This window comes from Dongia sp. (genome assembly GCF_041905885.1).
Taxonomy (GTDB): domain Bacteria; phylum Pseudomonadota; class Alphaproteobacteria; order Dongiales; family Dongiaceae; genus Dongia.
In genome coordinates, this window is the sequence record NZ_JAYRKD010000013.1 from 103,452 (window position 1) to 118,058 (window position 14,607).

Annotated in this window: 15 protein-coding genes and 1 riboswitch; of the genes, 7 read left to right on the top strand and 8 right to left on the bottom strand. The window is 65.9% G+C overall.

The window, feature by feature from the left end:
• Positions 1 to 56: 56 nt before the first annotated feature.
• The 3 genes from thiQ to thiB all read right to left on the bottom strand — a co-directional run bounded on the left by thiQ (position 57) and on the right by thiB (position 3,382).
• Entirely contained in the window at positions 57 to 758 is a 702-nt protein-coding gene (thiQ, locus tag ACH2CY_RS14945) for a thiamine ABC transporter ATP-binding protein (RefSeq protein ID WP_395020082.1), read from the bottom strand.
• Positions 745 to 2,313: a hypothetical protein gene (locus tag ACH2CY_RS14950; protein ID WP_395020083.1), complete on the bottom strand. Its 1,569-nt coding sequence runs from the start codon at positions 2,311 to 2,313 to the stop codon at positions 745 to 747. The genes thiQ and ACH2CY_RS14950 overlap by 14 nt, the downstream gene beginning before the upstream one ends.
• Before the next feature lie 64 nt (positions 2,314 to 2,377).
• Positions 2,378 to 3,382 (bottom strand): thiamine ABC transporter substrate binding subunit, encoded by a 1,005-nt coding sequence (gene thiB, locus ACH2CY_RS14955; RefSeq protein WP_395020084.1) that lies wholly within the window; start codon positions 3,380 to 3,382, stop codon positions 2,378 to 2,380.
• A 52-nt stretch (positions 3,383 to 3,434) separates the two neighbouring features.
• Positions 3,435 to 3,546, bottom strand: a riboswitch (TPP riboswitch).
• Positions 3,547 to 3,671: 125 nt separating this feature from the next.
• Here thiB and ACH2CY_RS14960 point away from each other — a divergent pair.
• Entirely contained in the window at positions 3,672 to 4,253 is a 582-nt protein-coding gene (locus ACH2CY_RS14960; RefSeq protein ID WP_395020085.1) for a histidine phosphatase family protein, read from the top strand.
• Here the strand turns inward: ACH2CY_RS14960 and ACH2CY_RS14965 are convergent.
• A complete protein-coding gene (locus ACH2CY_RS14965; RefSeq protein ID WP_395020087.1) occupies positions 4,250 to 5,131 on the bottom strand; it encodes a choline/ethanolamine kinase family protein in 882 nt (293 codons plus the stop codon). The genes ACH2CY_RS14960 and ACH2CY_RS14965 overlap by 4 nt on opposite strands.
• Before the next feature lie 82 nt (positions 5,132 to 5,213).
• Here ACH2CY_RS14965 and ACH2CY_RS14970 point away from each other — a divergent pair, with 82 nt between their 5' ends.
• Positions 5,214 to 6,113, top strand: coding sequence for a diguanylate cyclase domain-containing protein (locus ACH2CY_RS14970; RefSeq protein ID WP_395020088.1), 900 nt, complete (start codon positions 5,214 to 5,216; stop codon positions 6,111 to 6,113).
• A 133-nt stretch (positions 6,114 to 6,246) separates the two neighbouring features.
• On the top strand, positions 6,247 to 6,729 hold the full coding sequence (locus ACH2CY_RS14975) for a hypothetical protein (protein ID WP_395020089.1): 483 nt from the start codon (positions 6,247 to 6,249) through the stop codon (positions 6,727 to 6,729).
• A 15-nt stretch (positions 6,730 to 6,744) separates the two neighbouring features.
• Here ACH2CY_RS14975 and ACH2CY_RS14980 read toward each other — a convergent pair whose 3' ends face one another.
• Both ACH2CY_RS14980 and ACH2CY_RS14985 read right to left on the bottom strand, forming a co-directional pair.
• Complete coding sequence (locus tag ACH2CY_RS14980) at positions 6,745 to 7,569, bottom strand: SDR family oxidoreductase (protein WP_395020091.1); 825 nt, start codon at positions 7,567 to 7,569, stop codon at positions 6,745 to 6,747.
• Positions 7,570 to 7,774: 205 nt separating this feature from the next.
• Positions 7,775 to 8,941, bottom strand: coding sequence for an acyl-CoA dehydrogenase family protein (locus tag ACH2CY_RS14985; protein WP_395020092.1), 1,167 nt, complete (start codon positions 8,939 to 8,941; stop codon positions 7,775 to 7,777).
• 148 nt (positions 8,942 to 9,089) lie between these two features.
• Between ACH2CY_RS14985 and betI the strand changes: the two genes are divergently transcribed.
• The 4 genes from betI to ACH2CY_RS15005 all read left to right on the top strand — a co-directional run bounded on the left by betI (position 9,090) and on the right by ACH2CY_RS15005 (position 13,523).
• Positions 9,090 to 9,710 (top strand): transcriptional regulator BetI, encoded by a 621-nt coding sequence (gene betI, locus ACH2CY_RS14990; protein ID WP_395020093.1) that lies wholly within the window; start codon positions 9,090 to 9,092, stop codon positions 9,708 to 9,710.
• 10 nt (positions 9,711 to 9,720) lie between these two features.
• Positions 9,721 to 10,893 (top strand): aromatic ring-hydroxylating dioxygenase subunit alpha, encoded by a 1,173-nt coding sequence (locus ACH2CY_RS14995; RefSeq protein WP_395020094.1) that lies wholly within the window; start codon positions 9,721 to 9,723, stop codon positions 10,891 to 10,893.
• A gap of 12 nt (positions 10,894 to 10,905) precedes the next feature.
• Positions 10,906 to 12,084: an acyl-CoA dehydrogenase family protein gene (locus ACH2CY_RS15000; protein WP_395020095.1), complete on the top strand. Its 1,179-nt coding sequence runs from the start codon at positions 10,906 to 10,908 to the stop codon at positions 12,082 to 12,084.
• Positions 12,085 to 12,245: 161 nt separating this feature from the next.
• Positions 12,246 to 13,523, top strand: coding sequence for an MFS transporter (locus ACH2CY_RS15005; protein WP_395020096.1), 1,278 nt, complete (start codon positions 12,246 to 12,248; stop codon positions 13,521 to 13,523).
• A gap of 3 nt (positions 13,524 to 13,526) precedes the next feature.
• Here the strand turns inward: ACH2CY_RS15005 and ACH2CY_RS15010 are convergent, their stop codons facing one another.
• Together ACH2CY_RS15010 and ACH2CY_RS15015 are read right to left on the bottom strand one after the other, a co-directional pair.
• Entirely contained in the window at positions 13,527 to 13,913 is a 387-nt protein-coding gene (locus ACH2CY_RS15010) for a YciI family protein (protein WP_395020097.1), read from the bottom strand.
• A 26-nt stretch (positions 13,914 to 13,939) separates the two neighbouring features.
• On the bottom strand, positions 13,940 to 14,566 hold the full coding sequence (locus ACH2CY_RS15015) for a carbonic anhydrase (protein WP_395020098.1): 627 nt from the start codon (positions 14,564 to 14,566) through the stop codon (positions 13,940 to 13,942).
• Positions 14,567 to 14,607 lie beyond the last annotated feature (41 nt).

Sequence of the window (14,607 nt, forward strand, 5' to 3'; positions counted from 1 at the left end):
GGCGGCGCAAGCGCCTTCACCAAGCTGTGACCGGATGTCCCGACAGAGCGAAAGGGCTATCGTCCGAGATAGTCCCTGACCTCAGGTCGATCAGACGCCAGCACGTCGCGCGTCGGCCCAACCATAACCACTCTGCCCTCGGCGATGAAGGCGGTGCGGTTGGCGATCCGCGCCGCCTCGTTCGGATCATGCGTGACCAGCAGCACGGTCAGCCCCTGAGCCTTGCGCAAAGTGTCGGTGAGTTCCAGCATTTCCACCCTGAGCGCCGGGCCCAAGGCCGCGAAAGGTTCATCCAGCAGCAGCAGCGGCCGGTGCCGGATCAGGCTGCGCGCGAGCGCCACCCGTTGGCGCTCGCCGCCGGAGAGCTGGCCCGGCAGCCGCGCCTCGAAGCCTTCGAGCCCGACCTGGCGCAAGGCCCAGGCGACCTGTTCCTGATCGGCGGCGTCGAGACTCAGCCCCGGATTGCGGCCGAGGCCGACATTCTGCGCGACGCTCAGATGCGGAAACAGGTTGAAGTCCTGGAACAAGGTGGTGACCGGTCGCTCCGCCGGCGGCAACGTCGTGATATCGACGCCGCCGACCCGGATCGCGCCGCCGCGCGGTCGCTCGAAGCCGCCGATCAGCGACAGCAGGGTCGACTTGCCGGCACCCGATGGGCCAACGATGCCGATGCATTCCCCCGCTTCGACCGCGAGATCGAAACGCATCATCAGGTCTTCATAGGTGAAGGCGAGGCCTTCGATCTCAAGAAACGGCACGTCTGCCTCCCACGCCCCGTTCGATGATCGCGAAGCTCGCGAGGCAGAGCGCCAGCAGGACGAGCGCCGTGCCGGCAGCGGAATCCATCCGATAGGCCGAGATCTGGTTGTAGAGCAGAAGCGTGAGATTGGTGAGGTTCTGGTTGCCGAACAGGGCGATCGCCGCGAGATCGCCCATCGCCGCCGCGGTGGTGAGCCCGAGCGCGAGGCCCACGGCGCGACGCAGCATCGGCCAATCCACCACGCGGAAGCGGTTCCAGCCGGCGATGCCGAGGCCGGCGCAGAGCCGGTCATATTGTGCATGGCTGCGCGCCACCGCCGGCCGCAGCACGCCCACCGCGAAGGGCAGCATCAGCAGCGCATTCATCGCGATTACGCCGGCCGGCGCGACGGCGTAGAGATCGACCCGTCCGGTCAGCGCCAGGGTGATGCCCGCGCCGATCGCCATCGGCGAGGCGATGACCCCCGCGAGCCCGGCGATGCCGATGAGAATGACCGCGGGGGTCGAAGCGCGCAGGCGATCCGCGGCCACGGCAATCGGATAGCCCAGCACCGTCGCGATGATCCCGGCCGGAAGCCCGAGCGCCAGGGTGACCGCGCTGGCACTCAGCAGCGACGACAGCTTCTGTTGCGCAAACAGTAGACCACGCAAACCGTCGAACACCAACGCCGCGACCGGCAACGCAACGAAGCCCGTCGCCAGCGCGATCACCGCGAAGTCGCGAAGCCTTGCGCCGGCGCCCATACCGTCGAAGCGTGCGCCAATGAGACGCGTGCCGCGGCCGAAATCGAGCTGTCGCCCCATGGCCCAGGCGATCGCCACCATGACCAGACATGCGACGGTCTGCAGCAGCGCCAACGCGCCGCCGCGCGGCAAGTCGACGTCGGCTCGCAACGCCTGATAGATCGCGACCTCCAACGTGGTCGCGCGCGGGCCGCCGCCGAGCGTCAGCACCACCGCGAAACTGAGAAAGCAGAGAATGAAGATGAAGGCGAGCGCGGCCGGCACGTATTGCCGGAGCAAAGGCAGCTCGATCAGCCGGAATACCTGGCTCGACGACATGCCGAGCTGCGCGGTCAGGCGCCAAGTCTCCGCCGGCACCGTGCTCCAGGCCGGCAGCAGCAGCCGGATCGCCAGCGGCAGGTTGAAGAAGACATGGGCGATCAGGATGCCGCTGAGGCCGTAGATCGACGGCCGCCAGCCCGTCAGCTCCACGATAGCGCCCGATCGCCCGTAGATCGCGACGATGCCGAAGATCGCCGCAACCGACGGCATCACCATCGGCAGCGCGCAGAATTGCAGGATCAGGCCGCGGCCGGGGAATTCGCTCTGCCGGGCCAGCGCACGGGTGGCCGGGATCGCGGCGGCCAAAGCCAGCAGCGCCGACAATGTCGCCTGCAGGACGGTGAAGCCGATCACCCGCCGGAGATAGACATCGCCGGCGAGATTCTGGAGGTCCATCGCCGTCGCGCCCCAAAGCAGCGCGGCATAATCGGCCAGGATCGTCGCGGCGATCAGCGCGGCGAGGATGAGGCCGAGGCGTGAGAGAGTCACGAGCGCTGCTTTGCTTGCTCCACCTCACGCAGCTTCAAGCCGCTTGAGGCGACGCAGGAAGTATTCACTGCCCCAACGCCTCCAACCATTCCTTGATCCAGGCGGCGCGGTGCTTCGCCACCTCGTCGGCCGGCAGCAACAGCGCCTTCTGCGGCTTTGGCGCGGCGGTGGCGAATTCCGACGGCGTCGCGCCGTCGATCACCGGCAGCATCCAATTGGTGGTCGGGATCACCGTCTGGAAATCCTTCGAGACCAGGAACTGCAGGAACTGCTTGGCGAGTTCCGGATGCTTCGAGCTCTTCAGCATACCGGCGACCTCGATCTGCATGTAATTGCCTTCCGGGAAGACCAGCGCCTTGTAGCGGTCGGTCTGCTCGGACATCACGTGATAGGCCTCTGACGTCGTGTAGGAGAGCACCAGCGGCGCCTCGCCCTTGGTGAAGAGCCCGTAGGCCTCGTCCCAGCTCTTGGAGACGGTGAGGATCTTCGGCGCGAGCCCCTTCCAGGCATCGGCGGCCTTGTCGCCATAGACCGACTTCAGCCAGAGCATGAGCCCCAGGCCCGGCGTGCTGGTGCGCGGGTCCTCCAGCAGGAGCTTCGGCTCCGCGCCCGCTGTGACCAGATCGGCAAGGCTCTGCGGCGGATTCTTGAGCTGCTGCGTGTCCCACATGAAGGCGAAGTAGCCGTAGTCGTAGGGCACGAAATTCGGGTCGTCCCAGGCCACCGGCAGCTTCACCGCGCCGGCGTCGATGCCGTGCGGCGCGATCAGCCCGGTCGCCGCAGCCTCGGCGGTCAGGCTGGTATCGATGCCGAGCACGATGTCGGCCGGCGTCCTGTCGCCCTCGAGCTTCAGCTTGGCGAGCAGGCCCGCGCCGTCGCCGACGCCGACCCATTCGATCTTGCAGCCGCATTGTTGCTCGAAGATCGGCGTGATCTTCGGGCCCGGCCCCCATTCCGCGACGAAAGAGCTGTAGGTGTAGACCGTGAGCTTGGGCGTATCCGCCGCGGCGGAGGCGATGCCGGCGAAAGACGCGAGGGCGACGAGAGCGAGACGGGCCGAAAGACGCATGGCGAAAACCTCCTCTGCCGACAGCGGGCACAGGAAGCAGCGAGTGTGGGATTCGGATCGCTGACTCATGTCCCTCCGCCGGTGCTAACCGGATCAGGTTCATCGGGTTGAGGCGATCCGTCGCATCTCTCAGCCCCCTAGCAGGGGCACCCCGTTGAGTGGCGCCATCCTTCGGTCGAAGCCGGGACAATGTCAAGCGGGTAGCGGAACCCAGCCATGCAGCGGGCCGGGTTTAACTTTTCCTTATGACCGTCTAGAAGATCATCCCAGCGAAAACCCGAGAGAGACCATGCCCCGCACCGTCGACCTGATTCGCCACGGCCAGTCCACCTTCAACGCCCATTACGAGGCGACCGGCCAGGATCCGATGCACTACGACGCAAGGCTGACGACGCTGGGCGAGCAGCAGGTGATGGCGGCGCGCGATCGCTACCGGGACCGCGACTACGACATCGTGCTGGCCTCGCCGCTGACCCGCGCGATCCAGACCGCGCATGGCATCTTCGGCGACCGCGAGATTCCGATCGAGATCTGCGCCATTCACCGCGAATGGCAGATCAGCAGCTGCGATATCGGCCGCGAGGTCGCGGCGCTCAGCGCCGATTTCCCGCATCTCGATTTCAGCGCGCTCGACGACCGCTGGTGGCGGCACGACCTCCCCGCCTGTTCGCTCGGCTTTCCCCAGGAGACTGAAGCGCATCTCCAGGAGCGCGTCCGCGACTTCACCGCGCTGATCGCCGCGCGTCCGGAAGAGCGCATTGCCGTGGTCGGCCACGGCGATTTCTTCCGCCGCCTGATCGGCCGCCATCTCGCGAATTGCGAGCGCACGGAATGGGACCTCGGCGCCGCGCGGGAATTGCTGCGCGCCTAGCCCAGCACCGCGAGGTGCCGCTTCAACGCCGGATGGTCCAGCATCCGCTCCAGGTCGCTCAAGTATCGCTCCAGCATGGCGTCCAGGCCGGGCGCGGCGTTGCCGCCGGCGATCTCCGCATAGGTCCAGCTGCCCGCCACCAGATGCAGGGCGGCGCGCATCAGCCAGAGCCGGCTTTCGCCCGGTAGCGCGCCATAGCCTCGCGCGAAGGCAGCCTGATCGATCCGGCCGCCCATGACGATCGCGGCGATATCCCAGGCCGGATCGCACATCGCCGAATATTCCCAGTCGATCAGCAGCAGCGTGCCGTCGGCACGCAGCAGGAAGTTCGCCGGATTGGGATCGATATGGCTCGGCACCAGGGCCGCCGGATGCGCCTCCAGCGCGACGCGGATGAGCTCGGCGCGATCCCGCAACCGGCGCAGCCGTGCATCGGCGGCAAGGCCGAGATAGGTATCGATGATCGGAAAGGCCTGCATGACGCCCTGAAACGCTCGGCCCGAACGGTGCAGGCACCCGAGCCGCGCGCCGATCTCGCGGGCGATCTCGGGCGCCGCGAAATCCTCCGGCGCCAGTGCCCTGGCATCGGCGAGGAACGGCTGCAATGTGACCCCGGTCTGCGCATCGGCGTAAAGCAGCGCCGGCGCGATGCCGAGCTCGGCGGCGATCGCCGCGTTATGGAACTCCTGGGCGCGGGACAGGTAGCGCTGCGAGGAAGCGCCCGGCGCACGCAGGACCAAATCCCGATCCCCGGCGGTCACCCGCCAGCTCTGGTTGGTCATGCCGGCCAGCGGTCGGACAGACCACTCGGCGGCCGGCCGCGCCGCCAGCAAGGGCACGGAGGCCAAAAGCTTTTGCAGGATCGGATCGATTGTCATGGCAGCGTCGTAACCGTGTTTAAGATATTCTTAAACCCCCGATGGCAGTTTCATCCCCTACCCCTGCGCCCGGATAGGAATAATGGCCGGCCCTGAACTTCCACGCATCGTCCGCCTGTTGGTGATTTCCGAATCGCCGGCCGTGTTCGCGGCCATCGACCGGCTGTGCGAGAGCTTCGGCGAGGATCGCTATGTCGTGCGCCGCGCCGCGACCTCTTCCGAAGCCCTGGAAGGCGATGCCGCCTTCGACGTGATCCTCTTGGACCTGCAGCAGCTCCTGGGCGGCGGCATGAGCAAGGCGGAAGGCATCGTCGCCAGCGTCTCCTCGCGCGGCCCGCTGATCGCGCTGACCGGCACCCTCGACCGCCCCACCGAACAGTCGTTGAAACGGGCCGGGGCCGCCGACTGCCTGTTCGACGAAGAGATGAATGCGCGCTCGCTGCGCCGCGCCATCCGCACCGTCATCGCCACCGGCTCCGCCGGCCAGAAGCGCGGGCTGCCGCGCCTGTTCGATCCTTCGACCGGATTGGCCAGCCAGTTCCTGTTCTGGGAGATCCTTGGCCTCGCCGCACGGCGCGCCAAGCGCAACAAGGATTTCTTCGCCCTGCTCCTGCTCGAGGTCGCCGACCTGCCGCAGGAAGCCGGCGACGCGATCGGCGACATCGTGATGCAGGTCGCGGCCGAGCGGGTCTCGCACGTGCTCCGGGCCAGCGACACGGTCTCGCGCTTCGAGCATCACCAGCTCGCAATCCTGGTGGAATCGATGCCGCGGGTCGAAGACATCCAGATCGTCGCCGAGAAGATCGTCCAGGAGCTGACCAAGCCCTTCCCGCTCGGCGATCTCGAGCACAGATTTCCGGTCAATCTCGGGATCTCGCTGTTCCCGACCAGCGCCGACAATGCCGACATGCTGATCGGCAAGGCGTTCGAGGCGCTGGCTGGAGCGAAGGGACGCGGCAAAGGTCAGTTCGCCTTCGCCTGAACCGGCAATTCCTGCCGCCGTCCCGCTGACCAAGTATTCAGCGATTTCATATCCTTAGCCTCGCCCGACCCCGGCACGAGAGTTGCATCTGGAATCCCCACAGGCGCTCCGCCTGCAGACGGGGAGTATATCGATGCTGTCCATGTTCGGTCGTGGCGAAGAGCCGAAGCCCATGAAGCCGGGAACGGCGCCGATTGCCGCCGCCCGGCCTGCCAACGCCAACGGCCCTGCCAATACTGGGCCGACTTTGCGCGCAGCCGTCCCGTCCGCGAAGGCCCGGCTGGAGAACCCGCCGACCGTCGGCCAGTATCTGGTCCACCTCGCCTCGGACATCCGCAGCTTCACCCGCGCCGAGATCAGCGGCACGGTGGTCGGCGCGACGCCGGCCGAGGTGCAGCGCCTCGCGCGCCTCGCCGCCAAGCTGAAAGGCCGCTACTTCGCGCAGGCCCTCGACCTGACCAGCGCGGAGCATGGGCCGATCTCGGAATCGGACGTCCGCTACCTCGAGCGCGCGCGCTTCATGTATGAGGAAGTCGAGCGCGCGCTGGAGAATCTCCGCCACGCGATCCAGACTGGCGACCTCGCACTCGAAGGCCTGAAACGCGACCGCGACTGACGCGCTTTCGGCGCGTCACTTCTTCTTCGGTTTCATCGCTGCCCAGTCGGCGTCGGTCATCGCCTGGCCGAGGAAATTGAACTGGCCGGCGCCCTGCAGCCATTCGCCGCCGTCGATGGTCACGACCTCGCCGTTCACGTAGCCGGTCTCGTCCGCCATCAGGAAGGCGGCGAGGTTGGCGAGTTCCTCATGTCTGCCGGCACGGCCCAGCGGATTTCGCGTCTCGAAGGTCTTGGCGAGTTCCGGCCGCGGCACCAGGCGCTCCCAGGCGCCGGGTGTCGGAAACGGCCCCGGCGCGATCGCGTTGAGCCGGATCCCGCGACCGCCCCACTCCACCGCCAGGCTCCGCGTCATCGCCAGCACGCCTGCCTTCGCCATCGCCGAGGGCACCACATAGGCCGACCCGGTCCAGGCATAGGTGGTGACGATCGAGAGCACCGAGGCCGGGTGCTTCTGCGCCAGCCAGCGCTTGCCGCAGCCGAGGGTCACATAGGCCGTGCCATGCAGCACGATGCCGAGCACCGCATCGACCGCGCGCGGCGAGAGATCCTCGCTCTTGGCGATGAAATTGCCGGCAGCGTTGTTCACCAGCGCATCCAGCGGGCCCTTCTCCCAGATCGCTTCCAGCATCGCGTCGACCTGGGCCGTGTCCCGGATGTCGCAGACATGGTACTCACCGCCGAGCTTCGCCGCGGCTTCGCGCAACACCTCTTCGCGGCGGCCGCAGATCACGATCCTCGCCCCGAGTTCATGGCAGCGCTGGCCCATGGCAAAACCGAGCCCGGTGCCGCCCCCGGTGATCAGGATGCGCTTGTCCTTCAGCAGGTCGTTTCGAAACATCTCACCGCTCCTGTGACCACTGAGGGTCGCTCTCCGATCAACCCCGTCCCTCACCCGCCTCCATCTTGGGGGGAAGATGGTGAGAGCCTTCGCGATGCCTGCGAGCCATCGCGCTCACTCAATGCAGCCTCTTCACAAGAGTCCCTTCCCCCAAGATGGGGAAGGCTAGGAAGGGGGTTGACCTCTCCGCGTGAAGAATACCCGCTCAACCTTCCAAAGGCCGCAACATCTCACGGGAGATGATATGGCGCTGGATCTCCGATGTCCCTTCCCAGATGCGCTCGATGCGGGCGTCGCGCCACATCATCTCCAGCGGCAGCTCCTCCATCAGCCCCATGCCGCCGAAGACCTGGATCGCCTGGTCGGTGACGCGGCCGAGCATCTCGCTGGCGTAAAGCTTGGCCATCGCCGCATCGCCGTTGGTCATGGTGCCGTTCTGCAGCTTCCAGCAGACATGGGTGATCAAGGCGTCGGCCGCGGCCAGCTCGGTCTTCATGTCGGCCAGCTTGAAGGAGACGCCCTGGAACTTGCCGATGGTCTGGCCGAACTGCTTGCGGGTCGCCGCCCAGTTCAGCGCCAGCTCCATCGCCCGCTCGGCCTTGCCGCAGCAATTGGCGGCGATGAAGACTCTCCCGCCGACCAGCCATTCCTCGGCATGGACGAAGCCCTTGTGCAGCTCGCCCAGGATCTGCCGCTTGTTGACCCGGACATTGTCGAAGAAAAGTTCGTAGTTATCGTAAGCGCGATAGGAGACCGCGCGCGGCCCGCGCCGCATGCTGAAGCCCGGCGTGTCCTTGTCGATCAGAAATGCGGTCACCAGCTTGCGCGGGCCGCGCTTGGTTTCCTCGATGCCGGTCACGGTGAAGACGATGGCGAAATCGGGAATGCCGACGCCGCTGATGAAATGCTTCTGGCCCTTGATGACGAAGTCGTCGCCGTCGGCCTCGGCGCGGGTGGAGATCGACATCGCGTCGGAGCCGGAGCCCGGCTCGGTCAGCGCGAAGACCTCCATCTTGTCGCCCCGCACCGTCGGCAGCAGGTATTTCTCGACCTGCTCGTCCTTGCAGGCCATCAGGATCGCCGACGGCCGGCCGACGAATTTCTGCACCGCCCAGTTGACCTTGCCGAGCTCTCGCTCGAACAGCATCTGCGACATGACGTCGAGCCCGCCGCCGCCGACCTCTTCCGGCATGTTCGCCGAATAGAGCCCGAGCGCCTTTGCCTTCTCCTTGATCGCCTGACCCAGCTCCGGTGGCACATGGCCCAGTTTGTCGACCGTCCGCTCATGCGGATAGAGCTCGGTCTCGATGAAACCGCGCACGGTCTCGACCAGCATGCGCTGCTCATCGGTCTGCTGGAAATCGAACGGCATGGGATTCCTCCGGGTTCGCAGCAGCATAGCGGCCACTCCGGCACCTGCAAAGCTTGTTTTACGACCGTATAACAGTGTCGGTTTTTGATTGAACGATCATTCAACGAATGCTAATAACATGCTTAATAACAGGGGACTGGAGCCATCAATGGCCCGCGATGCGATCAAGGAAATTCGTCGGGAGCAGCTCATCGAGGCGACGATCGACGTGATCGCGCGCAAGGGCTTCTCGGAGCTGACCCTGGCCGAGGTCGCGGAAACCGCGAAGCTCTCGACCGGCATCGTGAACTTCTACTTCAAGAGCAAGGATGTGCTCTTGAACGCGACCCTCCATCACATGGTCGACGAATATCGGAAACGCTGGCGCGCCAGTATCGAAGCCGCACCGCCCTCGCCCGCCGCCAGGATCTCCGCGATGCTTGAAGGCGACTTCCAGCGCCTGGTCGCCAGCCGCAAGGCGGTCACCGTCTGGTACGCCTTCTGGGGCGAGACCCGCTGGCGACCGGACTTCATGGCAGTCTGCCAGGACTTGAACCGCGAGTTCCAAAGTGTGGCGACGGTGCTGTTCGCCGAGCTGGGCACGCCTGACGCGATGCTGGTCGCGAAAGGCTTCAGCGCAATGAGCGACGGACTCTGGCTCGATATGCTGATCAACCCGAAGGAGACCGACCGCGACGTTGCCCGCCGCGTGGTACGGACATTTTTACACGGATTGTTCCCCAAGCACTTCGCCGCCGATGCGGCCGAAGCTTCGACCTCGGCCGCCTGAGGAGACTGTGATGCGCAATGCCCACGACGAGACTCTGCCCGGCTGGACCTATGACAATGCCGAGTTCTTCGCGCTGGAACGCGAGCATCTGCTGCTGTCGAGCTGGGCGCTCGCCGGCCATGTCAGCGACCTGAAGGCGCCGGGCGATTTCCTGTCGGTCGAGAACTGCGGCGAGCGCGGCCTGGTCGTGCGCGGCGACGATGGCGCGTTGCGCGGCTTCTACAACACCTGCCGGCATCGTGCCCATGCGCTGGTCAGCACCGAGAGCGGTTCCTGCGGCCATGCGATCCGCTGCCCCTATCACGGCTGGACCTACAATTTCGACGGCACGCTGAAAGCAATTCCGGCGGAGAAGAGCTTCCCGGCGATCGACAAGGCCGAGTTCGGCCTCAAGGCCATCGAGGTCGAGGAATTCCTGGGTTTCGTCTTCGTGCGTTTCAAAGCGGGCGGCCCCAGCGTCGCCGAGCGCTTCGCGCCCTATCGCGCCGAGCTGGAGGCCTATCGCACGGCGGAGATGGTCTCGCGCGGCACCGGCTGGCATTGCGACATCGCGGTCGATTGGAAAAACCTGATCGATAACTATCTAGAAGGCTATCACGTGCCGACGGGCCATCCCGGCCTGCAGCGCATGTTCGGCAGCTCCTACACCGCCGAGGCGCAGCCGAGCGGCGTCTCGCGCCAGGTCGGCATCATTCGTGATCGACTCTCCGAGAACTGGAGCGAGCGGATGTACCAGCGCGTGGCGCCGCAGCCCGAGCATCTGCCGGAATCACGCCGCCGCGCCTGGTGCTACTACACCTTGCTGCCAAACATGGCGCTCGACTTCTATCCGGAGATGACCACCAGCTTCGAGGTGCTGCCCATGGGACCCGGCAAATGCCGCCTGCGGGCGCGGCGCTGGATGCTGCCCAGTCGGGATCGCCAACATCGCGCGGCGCAATACCTCAACTATCGCATCAATAGCCAGGTGCAGCGCGAGGACGAGGAGCTGGTCGCCTCGGTGCAGCAGGGTCTGAAGTCGCGCGGCTATTCCTTCGGCATCTTCTCGGAAAAGGAAGCCGCACTCCGGCAATTGCACGAAATGGTGCGGCAGGCACTGCCGGTGGCACGCCTCGCCGAGCCTCCGGAACCCGGCACGCTGGCCCGCGTCAACGCCAAGCTCCATCACGATCTCGCAGCCTAGAAAGACCTTTCCATGTCCTACCCTCTTCCGCCCCGCGCCCGGGAAATCCAGGACCGCGTCCGCAAGTTCGTCACCCAGGAGCTGATCCCCTGGGAAGTCCATGCCGAGATGAACGACGGCCAGGTGCCGACCGATGTGCTCGCGCGCCATCAGGCTGGCGCGCAAGCGGCCGGCCTCTACAACATGGATATCCCGGTCGAGATGGGCGGCCAGGGTCTTTCCATGCTGGAACAGGCGGTGAGCCAGGAGCAGCTCGGCGGCGTCACCAATGCGCTCGGGTGGTGCGGCAACAATCCCCAGAGCTGGATGCTGAAGGCCTGTACGGCCGCCCAGATCGAGAAGTGGATCAAGCCGCTGATCCGCGCCGAATGGCATGAATGTTATGCGATCACCGAGCCCGATGCCGGCTCCGACGTCGATGCGATCCAGGCGACGGCGCGGCGCGAGGGCAACAGCAGCTACCTGCTGAACGGCGAGAAGTGGCATGTCACCAGCTTCAACCTCGCCCATTACATCATCTTCCAGGCCAAGCTGACCGACGGCGACAAGGCCGGCAGCCATTGCCTGTTCTTCGTCGATCGCCATGCGCCCGGCGTCGAGGTCGTGCGCACTCCCGCCTATTCGCACACCTATCGTGCCCACCATCCGATCGTGAAGTTCACCAACGTCAAGGTGCCGGTCGAAAACCGGATCGGCGAGGAAGGCGGCGGCATGGCTTTTACCTATGACTGGTTCCGCTACGAACGCCTGATGATCGCCGCCCGCTGCTGCGGCGCCGCGGCACGGCTGATCGACGAGGCGACCCGGTTCGCCCGCGAACGCCCGATGTCCGGCGAGATGCTGAGCGAGAAGCAGGCGGTGCAGTTCATGCTTGCGGATTCGCTGACCGAGCTCTGGGCGGCGCGCCTGATGACCTATCGCACGGCGGAAGCCATTGATGCCGGCGAGGACGTCAAGGTCAGCCACGGCCAGGCCTCGATGGCGAAACTCTATGCCTCCGAGATGGCCAACCGCGTGGCCGACCGCGCGGTGCAGATCTTCGGCGGCCGCGGCTATATGCGGGAGAATGTGGCAGAACGCTTCTACCGCGAGCTCCGGGTCGATCGCATCTGGGAAGGCGCCAGCGAGGTCCAGCGCCTGATCATCGCCAACGGCCTCTATAAGCGCGGCCAGGCGGCGCTGGTGGAGTGACGATTCAAAGCGCCTAGCTTTGAATCGTCATGGTCCGCGAAGGCGGACCATCCACGAGTTTCTATGGAGCGACGGATGCAAACTCGTGGATGGTCCGCCTGCGCGGACCATGACGAGCGAGTTGTGTTATCCTGCGTACCTCGTCCTAGGGGGAAGCCAGCATGTGGAAGAGCATACAGCCGGTGGCGCCGGTTCTGCTGACCGTGGTCCTGATGGAAGCGGCGCTCGGCATCCTGTCGCCTTTGATCGGCTTCCGGCTGGCTTCGTCCGGCGCCTCGACCTTTATCGTGGGTGCTGCGGCTTCGGCTTATTTCGTCGGCTTCCTCCTGGGCACCCTCACCTGCCAGCGGATGATCCGGCGCGTCGGCCATATCCGGGCCTTCGGCGTCTTCGCGGTCTGCGCCTCGAATGCGGCGATCCTGTTCACCGTGCTCAACGATCCGACCTTCTGGATCATCCTGCGCGGCTGCGCGGGCTATGCCCTGGCCGGGGCCTTCGTGGTGATCGAATCCTGGATGACCGACAAGGCCCAGGAAGAGAATCGCGGTCGGGTCTTCGCCATGTACACCACCGCGAGCTGGGCCGCCTCCGGCATCTCGCCGCTGCTGCTGAATTTCGACGAGCCGAACGGCATCCTGCTGTTCGTGCTGGTGACGATCGGGCTCTCGGCGGCGATGATCCCCCTGGCCGTCACCAAGGTCGGCAATCCCAACATCGACGAGCACCAGCACCTGCCGCTGTCGCGGTTGTTCCGCGCCTCGCCGACCGGCGTGGTTTGCGCCTTCGGCTCGGGCATGATGAACGCCGGCCTCTACGGGCTGTTCCCCGCCTATATCAAGGACCACGGCTTCGGCGAGAAGGAGCTGAGCCTGCTCTACTCCATCACCACGGTCGCGGCCCTGGTGACGCAGTATCCGATCGGATTCATCTCCGACCATTTCGGCCGGCGGCCGATCATCATCGGGATCATGCTGGTCTCCACGGGCATGGCGCTGCTGCTCTACGCGCTGCCCGGGATCACCTTCACCTGGATGGTGGTGCTGTTCTTCATCCTGACCGCCTTCGAATCCCCGCTCTATGCCTTGGGCGTCGGCCAGACCACGGATTACGTCGAGAAGTCCGAGTTCGTCGCGGCCTCGAGCGGCCTGCTGTTCGCCTGGGGTCTCGGCTCCTGCTTCGGCCCGGCGATCGCGGGCGCGGTGATGCATGCCTCCGGGCCGCAGGGGCTGCTGCTGTTCGCGGCGGGCTGCTTCCTGGCGGTGGCACTCTTCACCACCTATCGCGCGCTGCGGCGCCGGGCCAAGACGCCGGAGGAGCAGAGCGATTACGTCGCCGTGCCGCTGACGCAAGGCACCTACGGCGCGCCCGAGCTCGACCCGCGCGGCGAGTACAAGCCGCACACGCCGGCGCCGGCGGCCCCGGCGGAGTATGCGGATTAGCGCCTATTCGGCGGCGTTCTGTACCTGGCTGCTCGGCGCATAGAACAGCACCGGGCGGATGTCGTAGGCGCTCGGCCCCATGTTGGCGGCCTGCAGATCCTTGGCGATCTCGACCGCTTCGTCGATGTCCCTGCAGTCGATCAGGTAGAAGCCGAGCAGATGCTCCTTGGTCTCGGCGAAGGGCCCGTCGGTGACGACGGGACCGTCCTTGCCCTTGCGCAGCACCTTGGCCTGCGTGGTCGGCACCAGGCGAGCGCAGGGGCCGAGCTTACCGGCGGCGGCGAGCTTGCCGGTGATGGCGCCGAGCCGCGCCATCACCGCATCATCCTCCGCCTTCGACCAGGCGGAGACCAGCTTCTCGTCGTTGTAGCAGATGATTGCGTAGAGCATCGGCGAACTCCCTTGCTCCGCCGGCCTCAGCCGAGACGCTCGATCTCGTCCGGCCGGCTGGTGGTGACGTTGAGGTCGTTGATGTGGCCGGTCGAGATCGAATAGACCCAGCCGTGGACGTTCACTTCCTGGCCGCGCGCCCAGGCTTCCTGCACGAAGACGTCGGAGGCGACGTTCTTCACCTGGCGGATCACGTTCAATTCGCAGAGCCGGTTCAGGCGCTGGATCTCGTCGCCGATCTTCTCCAATTCATGGCGATGATCGTGATGGACCTCGCGGATCGGGTGCAGCCAGTGATCGACCAGCCCGCGCCGCTGCCCGTCTACCGCGGCGCGCACGCCGCCGCAGCCGTAATGGCCGACCACCATGACATGCTTGACCCGGAGCACGTCGATGGCGAATTGCAGGACCGAGAGGTAGTTCGCGTCCTGCGGCGGCGCCAGGTTGGCGACGTTGCGGTGGACGAACAGCTCGCCGGGATCGAGATCGACGATTTCATTGGCCGGCACCCGGCTGTCGGAGCAGCCGATCCAGAGATACTCGGGTGCCTGCTGGGCCTCGAGGCGCTTGAAAAACCCGGCATCCGCCGCGACCTTGCGCGCCGCCCAGGCACGATTCTTGTCTTTCAGGTATTCCAGCATGGCAACGCTCATAGCGGGAACCGGGGCCCACGGCAAGGCGGAAGCGGACAGGG